The sequence below is a fragment of the Sphingobacterium mizutaii genome (assembly GCF_900187125.1).
Classification (GTDB): domain Bacteria; phylum Bacteroidota; class Bacteroidia; order Sphingobacteriales; family Sphingobacteriaceae; genus Sphingobacterium; species Sphingobacterium mizutaii.
Window position 1 is genome coordinate 3,003,996 of sequence record NZ_LT906468.1, and the last position, 13,158, is coordinate 3,017,153.

The window sequence follows — 13,158 nt, forward strand, 5'->3', positions numbered from 1 at the left end:
TTATGTTACTATTTATTTGATTAGGCTACTTTTAGTTTTTTGTCTGCTTCAGAAACAACGAGTCTCACTATTTGGGACTCTACATCTATCAATTTTGTAACTGATTCTGCGTTGTCAATAAAAATCGGAGCATTTACAGAATAGTATCTACATAGAGCATTAATGATATCCAATCCAGCATTTATTCTAGCTGCATTATTCAAATCCGAATATGGAACCCCGAGTAACATTGTTTCACATGTTTCCACCTCACCCCCATTAATCTGGACATCAAACATTTTGAATTTAACATGCTCAAAAAGTCCATTGATCCGATTTTCAACCTCTTCAACTTTCTTCCGAGTAAATGCTTCAATAGTGAACTCCATACCCTCAAGTTGAGCAACTTCACTTGCTAATCTCTTCTCGTCATCTTCTAGAGATTTTATCCTTTCTTTTGATTGATTAATGATAGCCTCTTTTGCAAGCTCACGTTCCAATTGTCTTATTTCTTGTTCAAGAATTAACTTTTCATTCTGAAGGTCCGAAAGATCGACTGATGGTTCCGCTGGAGTCTCTTTGTTTAATTGTTCGAGCTCTTGCTTTAATCCTTGATAAGTTTGATTCGATTCCAATAATTCTTCCAGAGACATAACAGGACTATTGACTTGAGAATCAAATTCCTTTAATTGATCTTCTAATAAATTGATATCAAAGGTCAATTGATCTATTTCTTTTGAATTATCTAGAGATTCCAGTCTCTCCAATTCCACTTTCAACGAATTAGATTGAGAAACAAGCGTTTCCATCTGTCTAGCTAAATCGGCAATTTTTGATGACTTTGTTTGTTCAAATTTCATAGTCATCTCCTGCTTCTTAGTTTCTATATCATCAGCGTCAAATAAGCGAGAGCAAGTAGGACACGTAAAAACGTGATCATCAAAAACCAGTTGCTCAGCAGATAATTTTCCTTTTTCCCCATTGATTGATTTCCAATGATTGCGTTTTGATTCCAACTGATTTTGAATTGCATTGATTTCTTCATTTCGGCGACTGCTTTGGTTTGAAATCTGCAGTTTCTCTTGCTGCTTTGCGGAGATTTCACGAGTAATTTTAATACGTGCTGAACTTTGTTCTTGATTTTTTGAGTTGATGGTAGTTTTTGTCTCATTGATTAGATTATCTATTTCTGATCGTTTATTGAAGATTAAAGATTTATGATCACGGACCACTTGATAAGCTTTGTCCATAGCTTTAGCTCTATCGTTAATCTGATCGTCAATAAGTGACACTTTAGATTTTCTAGTGTCAATTTGAGACCTTATCAATGAAACATCTTCCATAACAGGTATATTTTTGTTTACCTCATCAATACGAGTTGGAATTTGTTCAAGTTCATCCTTTATTTTCTTCCGTTGTGAAGCAACTTGCTTTTTATATTCTTCAAGGCTTTTACCATTGGTAAGATTTGAAAGTATTTCCATGAACTTTTTATTGGTTCCGGCGATTTCTTCGTTAGTAACCTCGCCAGCAATATCAAACAAAATTTGACGTCGGTCTTGCCATTTTAATTCATTGAAATATGATGGATTGGAAATTAATTTGAAGATTTTTTCATCAATGAGGTCTGAGACCTTTTTGTTAAATTCATTTTGGTTCACCGGAACTTCGTCCCAATAATACACAGTTTCATTTCCAGAGAATTCTGAAACTTCGGACCCACGCTTTTTAACCCATTTTTCTCTAAAGATTCTTTTTATAGATACTTTAGAGCCATTTGCAATTATTATTGCAGAAACCTCATGCTCCTGGCGGTTTAATGTTTTATCTACGGTATTCTTGATATTAAAATCTTTACGATCAGTTGAATCCTTTCCAAAAAACAACCACGTAAAAGCATCGAAAACTGAGGTCTTACCTGTTGCATTATCACCAAAAATATTGGTCATAATCTGATCAAAATTGATGGTCAAATTCCTAATTCCTTTGAAATTGACAATTGTTAGTGTTTCTATAAAAATTTTCATTGTTTTACTATTTATTTGTTTATTAATTGATTAGCCTGAATAATTAGATTATCCATCTGTTTAACTTCCAACACTCTAGCTAACTGTTCTGTATCTATAGTTATTAAAAAGCATCTAGGAGAATTAATACTGTTTTGAAGATTTTGAATCCGGATATATTCAGACCACTCATTAAAACCTTCCATTGGATTGTTTTTATTATAGTCAAAAGGATAAACTGACCTAATGACTCCTGGAGCTACTTTACGCATTTGAAACTCCTTTCTTGGAAAGATTTTCATAGAATAAAAATGCTGCATTTAACTCCTCGAGGGAATTGCCCAAGTTACTTCCATAAAGAAAATGCACAGCCTTAAATTCAACCCCTTGGTAGAAATACACAGATAGTTCTTTGCGGTTATTTAGTGAAAAGTTAGCTTTTGCAATGCCGTCACCATTAATATTAAAAATCCTATGGAGTGCTAAATGAGCAATTTCTTCAAATGATCCACATTTGTCAAATCCGTAATTTGTGTTTACATTTGAAACAACTTGTGAGCGTTTATTTGCGTGAACCTCATTTTTGTTACTATGGGGAGCTATTATTTGCGTGATGGCTCCCCTCTTTTTTGCGCTAATTTCCTGTGTTACTAAAGGGTAATTTTGATTTGCGTGTGTCATGATGTTTATAATTTGCATGGTTACTCATTTGTGTTACTATCTGGCCTGAAGTCTCTGCAGTTATTTATCGGAATAAATGTTGGCTTAAACTTCTTTATTTGCGTTAGCCTTTCCTGTATATCTTTGTCTTTTAAAACTTCATCAAAACCTTTCTGATATTGGACTTCCATCCAGCGGTTAACCCTTTCAATTCTTTCATATTCAGGATCAACTTTTTCTATCTTTTTTTTGCGTTTTGGTTTTGACACCAGTTTTTTTAGCTTATCATTCTCTTCCTGAAGCTTAGCAATTTGTTTGGCCATTTCTATTAAGGCCTGTTCCATACTATGCTTTTCTGAAAACTTCGATTACAGGAGTTTCTTTACCATCAACCTTCACCTTAATTTTTTTGGTTTCAAAAATCATTTCGGGAAAGTAAATTGGCATTCTAGCACTGATAATACCTCGAACAGTGGAAGCACTTCTCATATCGACGAGCATGGTCGATTCAACTTCCATTTCAGCCAACTTTTGGCTCCACGGCTTATATTCTGCCGTCTTAATTACATTAACTTCTTGCGTTGCATTCATTTGTGTTACTTTTTAAATTATACCTTTCTTAGTGGCAAAAACAGCTAATTGAGCTTTGTTTTCCAATTCCGTTTTTGTTCTTATATTTATTAAATGTGATACTACAGTATCGATTGAAACATTTAGGATATCAGCTATTACTTTATCAGATTTTTGAACTAGTCTCAAAACTTCAATTTCTCTTTTAGTCAAATAGCCGTTTTTCACCTGAAGTGCTAAACAAAGCTTTCCTTCTGCTTTGCACTCCCCTCTTAATGGACAAGGAACATACTCGGATTGATGAACATTTCCCTCAGGATCAACATCTGCTACATCATCCAAACCTCCGAATCGACAGCAGGCAAATTTGAACTCATACATTTCCGGTGTCAAACCATCCATCGCAGCGAGTTCTTTAAGTGCTAAAGGATCTGCCAACATCTCTTCTTGGATAATATCAATAACATACTTTGGAAAATCCGGCCATTGATATTGCTTCCAATTATGGGAGCAAAACAATCTCCCCCTATCATCTTTAAAAAACTCGACTCCATTGTCGACCATGCCTGCGTATATTCTCTTTTTCATTAGGTTATTATTTCCAAGTATTTAGGGATTTTTCCATCTCAACAGTATTAATATGTTTGTATTTGATATCGATATATTCCATATTTTAAGTACATTCGTTTAGCACTGTTGTACAAATATACTAACGTTTTTTGTAAGTAAAAACAATTTACTTACATATTTTGTAAGTATTTGATTTTCAAACAGAAATTTTTAATTGAATGGATAAACGAGATGAGTTATTGAAATTTTTATTGGAGAAAAGGGATAATAAATTTATCACAACCAAAATTCATGCTTGTAAAGAATTGTTTAAAGAGAATAATTCACATTGCTATGAAACGGTCCAATTCCTAATAAAGAATGGTTATATAACGAATCCAGGAAAAGGGACTTCAATAAAACTTACAATGACGGGAAAGGCATTTATTGAAAGTGGTGGATATGAAGGAGAAATTCAAAGAAAAATACAGGATGAAATAAATAAAAAAGAAAGTATTAAATCAAAAGAGGAATACGAAAAGACCGAGAAAGAGATAGACCGGCAAATTACTATATTAGAAGGTAAAAAAAATAGAAGAGCACAGTACAAAATAGCTATTTTAACATTCCTTTTAGGACTCTTTTCGGGGTTAATTCTTGGAAATTTTGATCGAATTTGGAATTGGATAAAGAATCTATTTTAGATTCAACGTTTTCAATTCTTTCTAGTTTTTTATTAATTATTGAGATGTGAATTAGAATCCAAATTGTAAATGAAAAAAGACAACAACATATAAGCACAAAAACAAGATGTACACGTGTGAGATCTTTTTGCAAGACAATAAACAATGAGTCTTCACTATTACTTTTCATCCGTAAAAAAATAGACATAAAATAAAATTTGAATCATAAAAATACTAACATTTTTTGAAAGTAAACAATGGTTATTGGAAAATTAAATAGAAAAATTGATGCTTTTTTCACTGAACATGGCATTAGCTCATATAAAGTATCAAAAGAATCGGGACTTTCTGAACCAACAATAAATAGGTATAGAAAAGGAGAATCTAATCCAACAGACAAAAATTTATCTAAATTACTTAAAGCTTTTCCAGATTTGGAAAATTATATATTAAATGATTATGAAAGAGAATTAAAAATTACAAACCAAACTAACCAAATACCAATGTATAATTTACCAGCAGCTGCTGGAGAAGTTGAAGTATATAGTAATCCAGAGGATGTAAAGATTATTGGTTACCTAAACATTCCAGGAGCTCACAAAGAATCAATTGCAATACCTGCTTATGGCCATAGTATGTATCCAACTATTGCCAACGGAGATTGGGCGGTTAGCAGGCCAATTTCTGATCCAACTGAAATAGTTTGGGGAGAAGTATATTATATTGAATGGTCTGACTATAAAATGTATAAAAGACTATTAGCGTCAGATAATTTAGATGAAGTTATTTTATGGTCCGATAATCAGTTGGACAAAATCGGAGATCGTCCAAAATATGCTGCATTATCAATAAAAAAAGAAAAGATCCGTAAACTAAGATTAGTAACTGAAATACTTAAAAAACCAAACTATTAATATAATGAATACTTTATCTTATTTATTTTTAGCATTAAATATTTATGGTTTTGGATTTTCAGAAATTCAAAATTCAGGTCCAAACATTGTTAATATTGAGTTAATAAATACGGACACACTTTCATATGATAATGGGGAATTTTATTCTGTTATAGAGATTCCAAATAAATCTAAGGATGAGCTTTTTAAAAAAAGTAAAGAATGGATTTACAGAACTTATAAAAGTGGTGATGCCGTAATAGATATTGCAGATGCAGAAACAAGCAAAATTAACGCACAAGGAATTACTCAAAGTGTAATTTATAAAAACACATTAGCGAAAGTAGATGGGGGAAAATTCAAATACTACCTAACAATATTTGCTAAAGATGGAAAAGTTAAAATATTGTTTGATAATATAACCCATTTAAAAGGTGGAATGGTGCAAATGTCAGACGGCTCAAGATTTACAGATGATTTTCCTTCTACCTGGGGAAAAATGGGCAAATCTCAATCTGCAAAGCAATGGCCATTAATGAAAAAACAAGCTGCTGTAGAATTCAATTTAATTTTAAAGTCTTTTGAAGACTTTCTAACAAAAGAAGATAAACATTCAGATTTCTAATTATCAATGGAAAATAACGAATTTGAATTTACTCCTTGGCAAGAAATTGCAGAAAGATTAATCGACAATTATCTAACGCTAATTGATCTGAACATTCGTTATTTCAAAGATTTTGAATACAGTTTTATAGGGTATACAAATGAAAAGCTTGCTGCAATGTTGGAGCATCGCGCAAAATTTGATTTTAATATCGATGAAACTATTGATGAAATAAAAAGGTTAGCTAGAACGCATCGGTCAAGTATTATATATGATCACATTAGCCTTTATATATATTTTGCAAAAACAACAGCTGAAACTACTGGAGGACTTTACCTGATTGAGCCCTACATGGGAGAAAAGGAGATCGGGGATTTATTTGAGACTAGAAAAGAGAAAGAAGAAGAACTTCTGGACCATATAAATGATTTTAAAGAATTTGTTTGGACTCATTGGGATCCAAACAACGGAATTAGATACAGAATGAGAACAAACGAAATTTTTAAAAAAGTAAGAGAAGAATCTGGCTTATCTCAGGTTCAAATTGCTGAATTAGTAGAAGCTACTCAAGGAACGATTTCTAATATTGAAAAATCGTTTATGGCCAACCCTACTTATGATATTTTAAAAGGATATATAACTAAAGTGGGTGCCAATCCTATTTTCTTATTCGGCATAGATACCTCTGCCCCTCCTATTATTCATCCATCCATTCAAAAGGAACGTTTAGCGGGTAAAAAAGAGGACAAAGTAAAAAATGAGTTGATTAAAGAACTGGAAGGAACTATAAAGAAACTTAAAAGTTTGTAATATGGCTGAGAAAATTAGACTTAAAACAATCAATAATAAACAATACTACTACACTTTAGTTGCGTTAAATCCCGGAGAAATGGAGATTGGAGAATGTAATATGGAATACTTTGATAAAAATCAAATTCATTTAGAGGATGGGGACTACCCCGAAGAGTGGTTTGAACAAGTAATTCTCGCTGCACATATTGTACCTCCAGGTGAGCCCATTCCTATTACACATTATAGAGGAATGCAGTTAAAAAAAGAATATAGGAAATATAAAAAATAGTTAAATTATAATCGAATTTTAAACCAATTACCTAAATTTATGTTAAATATTAAGAATCAATCACCACCAAACGATATGGGAAAAAGTTTTTACATAACAATTTATAATCTTTTAAAGGAGATTAAGGATTCTTATGCGAATACTTTCTATAGAATAATGAATCCTGGGGAAGAACCTCTTAATGAAGACGAAAGACTATTACTCACTAACCCTGAGGATAGAGAAAAATATATTAAGGCATTAGAAAACTTGAAGAAGGCTAGAGAGGATGGAAAAATTCAGCCTAAAGAAACAATTATCCTTTCTAATGGTGAAAGCGTAACAATAACGACAGCTTCCTAATTTAATTTTTCGATGGATTTTGGACTTACTCTATTTGGGGTTATGTGTGTCATTACACTGATCCTTCCAGGATTATTGTTTAAAAGATTTTATTATCAAGGCAAATTTTCAAAGCAATTTTACGAAGGTTTATTCACCGATAGATTGTTAACATATATTCTATGGGGATTAACAATACAATTAATAACAATTGTAAGTTATTGTTGGTTTTTCGAGATAAAAGCTAAGGATATTTATGAAGAAATAAACACCTTTTATAATAATTTTTCAAATGAAAAAATTCCTGAATTCAAGTTTAGCTATATCCGACACATGTTACTCTATTTGTTTGCTACCACTTTGACAGCATTAGCTTTGGGGTTGGGATTACATTTATTAGTAAGATTTTTGAAAATTGACATAAAAACTTCAGTTTTCAGATTTTCTAACAATTGGCATTATTATTTCAGTGGCGAGTCTTTAGATTTTAGAGAATTTAAAAATGCCCTACAATTTCAAAATATTAAAGTAATTTCCACAGAAGTTGATATTGTCGTTAAAAATGATGATGGTCGATCAAACATGTTTAGTGGAACTTTAACTCAATATTCATTAGCAAGGAATGGAGATCTACAAACAATTTATATAACTCAAGCAAAGCGATTTTCAAAAAGCACTCCTAGCGGTTACTTAAAACCAATTCCAGGGGATTGTTTTATAATTCCATACAATAATATATTAAATATTAATGTACGATATAACATTGCAATAAACCCAAACAAAAGAATTATTAAAATAATTCTTTTGGGCACATTTACCGCTTTAACCATTCTTTCTGTATTTTTTGCAATTATATATCCTTGGTTTGTTGCACCAACTTTTTGGAAAAAGTTAATCTCATGCGTAGTATTTTTAATTTCTTGGTTTAATGCTATGGGTATTATGCTTTCGATAACTGCTAATGATAGAAAAGATGCACCAATAAAAAATTGGATAGGAATTACAGCTGCATTAATTTTTGTAATATTTTTAGTTTTGTTGGGACTAGTAATTATAGGAAAAACAAATTGGACAGATATATTTGAAACCATGAAATTATGGAATCATTTTAGCAATTAGCACAAAAAACAGCACCAAAAACACTAATTAAAACCCGCTGTTTTCTACTACTAACCTACGTTTAAACGATATAAACCGACAATGGCAAAGAAACGTCAAATTCGAATCCCGCCCTCTCCGCAAAGATATCTCAAAACCCTTCAATGTAAATTGAAGGGTTTTATTTTTTACATCAAATTGCCAAACTTGTTTGAAGCAATTTGATGTAAAAAATAAAACCAGCGAGTGAAACGAGCGAAGGTTTTGATACTATCTTTTAGCCTCCCCCTAAGGGATCGCCGAAGGCAATCCCGCACTCTCTCGAATAAATTGATGTAAACAGATGGAAATCCCTTGAATGCTAAAATAAAGCTCGATGTTCGCTGCAAGAATTGCTGTGTTTGCTAAAGAAAACCTTAATTTCCACTGAAAGAATGTCAACCTACTCTTCCCCCCCATTTCTTGCCCTATGACAAGCCAATTCCCTCCTCCCTTACTTATCTTTGATTTATCATATCCCCCACAACCATGAGAAAAATAATCGCCGCCTTCAACATGACCATCGATGGTAATTGCGACCATACCATCCCTAATCCCGATGCAGATATCCACGATCATTATAGCCATCTCATTGAAAATGCAGAAGCCCTTCTCTATGGAAGGATTACCTTCGAACTGATGAAGTATTGGCAAACCTTACTGACCCATCCTTCTGATAATAAATCCCACAATGATTTTGCTATCGCAATCGACAAAACTCCTAAAATAGTTTTCTCAAGAACAATGAAATCAACTGGCTGGGATTCCGCACAATTGTCCGATAAATCATTACCCGAAATGATCAAAGAATTAAAAAACGGAGAAGGGAAAGATATCTTAATCTGCAGCAGGAGCTTAATTATCCAATTACTGAATGAAAACCTTATCGACGAGTTTCAGCTATGCATTCACCCCATTATCGCGGGCCCAGGACTAATGTTATTTGATAAAATAGAGAAAAGAATCGATTTAACCCTCAGTCACACAAAAACCTTCAAGTCCGGTGCTGTAATCCATTATTACATCCCAATCCGGAACTAAGATTACCCACAGAAGCTATTTAGGTTCATGTTGATAACAATATCCATTGACATTTCTTGTCATATGCTTACAACGTGTACCTTTTTTAGTGGTCCCACTGCATTGGACAGACCTAGGAACTGCTCCTTGTGCTTCTCCTGGTTTTATTCCCAAACCACTTTGGGCCGACCCTACAAAACCTCTTGCCTTCGTTTGCCCAGGATTACATTGAGAACAGGCGCTAAGGCCCATTTTCCTCGCTTCAGAAATAGACAATCCTTTGGAAACATTTTTGACATGATGACAGGTTGCAGTATGATATCTTGTACCAGACGGAGTCTTGTAAACGGTCTGCGCAGACAGACAGTAAGTAGACAGCAGAAAAAATATACTGATTAGATATCTCAAGGTTACAATTAGTTTATACAAAGGTAATATTTGCTTTCAATAAAACCCTATTAATGAGATATACCATTGAATGAATCCAAAAGTTACAAGCAGTTTTCCTTCTTTTCCCATGAAGTTAACAAGAGGAGAAAAAATTTGGTAAAATTCACTGGAAGCTGATGACAGTATGTAATGTCGCTAATGAAATATAATTGGCTTTAGAAATTATAGATATATTACCTTTTCGGGGTTATATTTTTCTTGCTAAAATGGCATGTTAGCAAGAAATTAATGCAAAAAATACATGACTGTTTTAAGAATGACACAAAAAGGTTTAGGAAAACATTTCACCCCTACTATGGGTTATCCTTTCAACGGTTGATATTCCAGTATAGATCACAACAATTGTTACCCCCACCCTTTAACTATGGCGCCTCCTCAACAATGATCTTTTCAACGCTAATTTCATTATTCCAACCAGCATCAATTGGTAGCTCTTTTCCATCCATCCAATACGTATCATAATGATTGCCAGATTCTGGAGAATAGGCTCCTAAAAACACATGGCCATTCTTCACAAATAAATCATCGAGAATTTTATTCTTTTTGATTTCTTGATGGACCTTCCCATTTTTCCAAACAGTGATCTCTCCTTGATCATCCAAACTGAAACTTGCAGCAATATAGGTATTGTCTCCTTCGACAAAGAACTTGACACCGCTGATGGTTCCTATCTCTCTATCTGATTTTAACTTGATGGACTGGAAGAGTTTATTGTTTTTATAAATTAAAAAGGCTGGTAAATCTGTCCCTTTGTTAGAGTTTATGGTGGTAAACAAATAGATATCCTGCTGATTAAAAGCTATATCTGATATGAGTTCAGGAGATTTTCGTTCTGTAAATATTTTACCGTTTTTCCAAACAATGGAATTGCTGCTCCTTTGAATGACATAAACATCATCATTTATTCCAGTTAGCTTATCGATTATTGGTTTTTTCCCATCTTTCTTTTCCAGATCAAATAGTTTCCCATTTTTCAGGATATCGATAGAAGTTACCATTCCGTTGCTATAATCAGTACGTTTTACATATATATCCTTGCTATTCGTAACATAAATCAGGTTACCGGTCGCAAAAAGATTTTCTATGACATGCTTTTTCCCGTTTAACCAATAAACAGGGGTACGTGAGGTTACGTTTTCTCCAACTTTACCCTCAAATCCAACAGCATAATAATCTTTTCCTTTTAAAAAGGCATTCAACACTTTCCCACCATTCTCAGCACCTTCTAAATTGTTTACTTTTCCGTTATACCAATACACCGGCCTTGAACCCAATGCATCCCCTTCTTTATTGGTACTGCCAAACATATAAATCTTTAAGCCGTCGTATGCAGGATCATAAGTTTCCGGAGATTCACTTCCGTCATCCTTTTTGTCCTTTTTGCAAGAACTAAAAGTTAACAGAAAGGTACTGAACAAGATTAATAGGGAATAAAATGTGAAACTTTGTCTTTTCATAGTGTGAGCATCAATTATCGGAAAGAATTAACCTGAATTAAAAATCCCTCCATTAATTATTCTAATGAACACAAATATGCTGAGTATTAATTAAAATTAGCAAAACCTGTTTTGCGTAATTATATAAATTAACAAGTTAAGTGAACCTAAATCGAAATTTTACCTTCGGTTTAGGATCACTTAACTCTGAAAAAGCAGCTTGGGATGCGCTTATTTATCCATTCAATCTTTCCAGCATCTTCAACCTTACCTCGGTCTGATGGTGGATCAATTTATCATAATCTGATGCCTTATCAAACAATTTAATGGTAACCACAAAAAGCTCGATCGAAAGGAAAAACAAAAAGAATAATAGATATACTGTAAAACCAATCTTGGAGCTTGTGATCACATCATGCAGGATATTCAGTTCATCAATAAACCCTGAAGACTTCCGCAGATCCTCCTCTTTTTTAGCTTTGATAGAGGCCAAAGAACCAAGGGTCTTGAATTTCTGGCCGTTCAAGATATTGATCTGTTCGTTGATCTGTTCCAACTCTCTCTTTTTAGGGTTTTCATTCACCATTTTATTGGTCGAATTTGTACTGTTTATCCGGTTTCCTTGGTTGTCCCTGGTCACTGAAGTGTTGGTATAGGAGGTCACGATCACAGGATTTTTCTGCAAATCTTCTGAAACGACTTTTTGCCTTGCCTCCAACTGCTGTATACTGGCATCTATACTCTTCACCTGCTCATCGATTTCATTTTCAGAGTTTTTCACCGCAATTTTCACCCTATCTTCCATGATTTGGGTTTTCTTCAGTTCGATATCATCTTTAAAGATGATTTGATCCAAGATAAACGAACCTAGAATAGCCATGACAATGGCGAGAGCGATCCTAAAACTGACAGACCATTTATTGACCTTAGTCGAAAGGATAATGATGCGTTCTATCTGGATAACCACAAATGCAGCGATTAAAGAAGCCATTACTGCCCCAAAAACGCCAACATGCAGATAACGAACCGCAAAGGAATAGGCAATGAACATCCACACCAGCACAATCAATAATACCGCAGAGGTAAACTTCTTGACGGCTTTTGAGCTCTGTTCACTGGAATGTTGGACCAGGTAATAGTTATAACCAGTTAGGAAACATCCAAACTTTAGCCAGGGATTCTTTTTCATATTAAAACTCTTTAGCTAATAGTGTCCTTTGGGTAATGGAAGCCAATCCTTTGGTAAAACCTCTTTTATAGGCCAATATGGCTCTTTCAAAAAGTCCAGAATCTGTTTTCAATGACTCTTCAATATCGCTCACCTTTCTCATGTGATTTTCTAAGTCTTCCTTTTTGGAAAGAAGTTCCTCCACTAGGTCAACCAATCCTGATCGCTTACGGGAATTGATATGGAATTCCAATTCTTTCAGAAACGAATCATGGTAAGTCTTAACCTTGGAAATTATGATCTCAAGATCAAACTTTATTAGCCTTAAATTATCCTCCTTATACTTTTCGTCGGGACTGGTCAAGGCATCATTGAAACCTTTGGATTCAAAGTCTGACTGGAGATAAGCATAGATAGTATTGATTCCTGTGAATGAACTTACAGGCGATGTCCAATCCTGATTGATGTCTTTTTCTACGAAAATATCTTCCGGTATAGGCGGCAGATGTCCGTTTAACAAAGCATCCTCAGGAGAAGTTTCGGATTGTTTTTTCTTAAAAAAATTAAATAGACCCATTAGATTAAATGTATTTGGTTGGTA

18 protein-coding genes are annotated in these 13,158 nt (G+C 33.7%); 8 read left to right on the top strand and 10 right to left on the bottom strand.

The features are described 5' to 3' along the window. Positions 1–20 precede the first annotated feature (20 nt). The 6 genes from CKW03_RS13015 to CKW03_RS13040 are packed head-to-tail and all read right to left on the bottom strand — an operon-like array spanning position 21 to position 3,803. Positions 21–2,006: an AAA family ATPase gene (locus CKW03_RS13015; protein WP_093097570.1), complete on the bottom strand. Its 1,986-nt coding sequence runs from the start codon at positions 2,004–2,006 to the stop codon at positions 21–23. Between the two features lie 11 nt (positions 2,007–2,017). Next, positions 2,018–2,257, bottom strand: a complete 240-nt coding sequence (locus tag CKW03_RS13020; RefSeq protein WP_093097571.1) for a hypothetical protein — start codon at positions 2,255–2,257, stop codon at positions 2,018–2,020. Next, complete coding sequence (locus CKW03_RS13025) at positions 2,250–2,684, bottom strand: hypothetical protein (RefSeq protein ID WP_139185463.1); 435 nt, start codon at positions 2,682–2,684, stop codon at positions 2,250–2,252. The genes CKW03_RS13020 and CKW03_RS13025 overlap by 8 nt, the downstream gene beginning before the upstream one ends. Before the next feature lie 2 nt (positions 2,685–2,686). Then, complete coding sequence (locus tag CKW03_RS13030) at positions 2,687–2,989, bottom strand: hypothetical protein (protein WP_093097574.1); 303 nt, start codon at positions 2,987–2,989, stop codon at positions 2,687–2,689. 1 nt (position 2,990) lies between these two features. Further along, positions 2,991–3,236 carry a hypothetical protein gene (locus CKW03_RS13035; RefSeq protein ID WP_093097576.1) on the bottom strand — a complete coding sequence of 82 codons (246 nt, stop codon included), beginning with the start codon at positions 3,234–3,236 and terminating at the stop codon, positions 2,991–2,993. Positions 3,237–3,248: 12 nt separating this feature from the next. Continuing rightward, complete coding sequence (locus CKW03_RS13040) at positions 3,249–3,803, bottom strand: response regulator transcription factor (RefSeq protein ID WP_093097577.1); 555 nt, start codon at positions 3,801–3,803, stop codon at positions 3,249–3,251. Positions 3,804–4,003: 200 nt separating this feature from the next. On the opposite strand from CKW03_RS13040, the gene CKW03_RS13045 reads away from it, so the two are divergent. The 8 genes from CKW03_RS13045 to CKW03_RS13080 all read left to right on the top strand — a co-directional run bounded on the left by CKW03_RS13045 (position 4,004) and on the right by CKW03_RS13080 (position 9,524). Continuing rightward, positions 4,004–4,468, top strand: a complete 465-nt coding sequence (locus CKW03_RS13045) for a hypothetical protein (protein ID WP_093097579.1) — start codon at positions 4,004–4,006, stop codon at positions 4,466–4,468. 236 nt (positions 4,469–4,704) lie between these two features. Continuing rightward, positions 4,705–5,361: a LexA family transcriptional regulator gene (locus tag CKW03_RS13050; RefSeq protein WP_093097581.1), complete on the top strand. Its 657-nt coding sequence runs from the start codon at positions 4,705–4,707 to the stop codon at positions 5,359–5,361. A 4-nt stretch (positions 5,362–5,365) separates the two neighbouring features. Then, a complete protein-coding gene (locus tag CKW03_RS13055) occupies positions 5,366–5,965 on the top strand; it encodes a DUF4468 domain-containing protein (protein WP_093097583.1) in 600 nt (199 codons plus the stop codon). A gap of 6 nt (positions 5,966–5,971) precedes the next feature. Further along, complete coding sequence (locus tag CKW03_RS13060) at positions 5,972–6,754, top strand: helix-turn-helix domain-containing protein (RefSeq protein ID WP_093097585.1); 783 nt, start codon at positions 5,972–5,974, stop codon at positions 6,752–6,754. A 1-nt stretch (position 6,755) separates the two neighbouring features. Further along, entirely contained in the window at positions 6,756–7,025 is a 270-nt protein-coding gene (locus CKW03_RS13065) for a hypothetical protein (protein ID WP_093097586.1), read from the top strand. A gap of 39 nt (positions 7,026–7,064) precedes the next feature. Next, positions 7,065–7,367 (top strand): hypothetical protein, encoded by a 303-nt coding sequence (locus CKW03_RS13070; RefSeq protein WP_093097588.1) that lies wholly within the window; start codon positions 7,065–7,067, stop codon positions 7,365–7,367. 12 nt (positions 7,368–7,379) lie between these two features. Continuing rightward, a complete protein-coding gene (locus tag CKW03_RS13075) occupies positions 7,380–8,465 on the top strand; it encodes a hypothetical protein (RefSeq protein ID WP_093097590.1) in 1,086 nt (361 codons plus the stop codon). 507 nt (positions 8,466–8,972) lie between these two features. After that, a complete protein-coding gene (locus tag CKW03_RS13080) occupies positions 8,973–9,524 on the top strand; it encodes a dihydrofolate reductase family protein (RefSeq protein ID WP_093097592.1) in 552 nt (183 codons plus the stop codon). A gap of 15 nt (positions 9,525–9,539) precedes the next feature. Here CKW03_RS13080 and CKW03_RS20780 read toward each other — a convergent pair whose 3' ends face one another. From CKW03_RS20780 to CKW03_RS13100, 4 genes are all read right to left on the bottom strand, one after another. Beyond that, entirely contained in the window at positions 9,540–9,755 is a 216-nt protein-coding gene (locus tag CKW03_RS20780; RefSeq protein WP_093097594.1) for a DUF5763 domain-containing protein, read from the bottom strand. A gap of 560 nt (positions 9,756–10,315) precedes the next feature. Beyond that, complete coding sequence (locus CKW03_RS13090) at positions 10,316–11,410, bottom strand: hypothetical protein (protein WP_093097595.1); 1,095 nt, start codon at positions 11,408–11,410, stop codon at positions 10,316–10,318. Between the two features lie 214 nt (positions 11,411–11,624). Further along, a complete protein-coding gene (locus CKW03_RS13095; protein WP_093097597.1) occupies positions 11,625–12,578 on the bottom strand; it encodes a DUF4407 domain-containing protein in 954 nt (317 codons plus the stop codon). A 1-nt stretch (position 12,579) separates the two neighbouring features. After that, on the bottom strand, positions 12,580–13,134 hold the full coding sequence (locus CKW03_RS13100) for a hypothetical protein (protein ID WP_093097599.1): 555 nt from the start codon (positions 13,132–13,134) through the stop codon (positions 12,580–12,582). Positions 13,135–13,158: the final 24 nt, after the last annotated feature.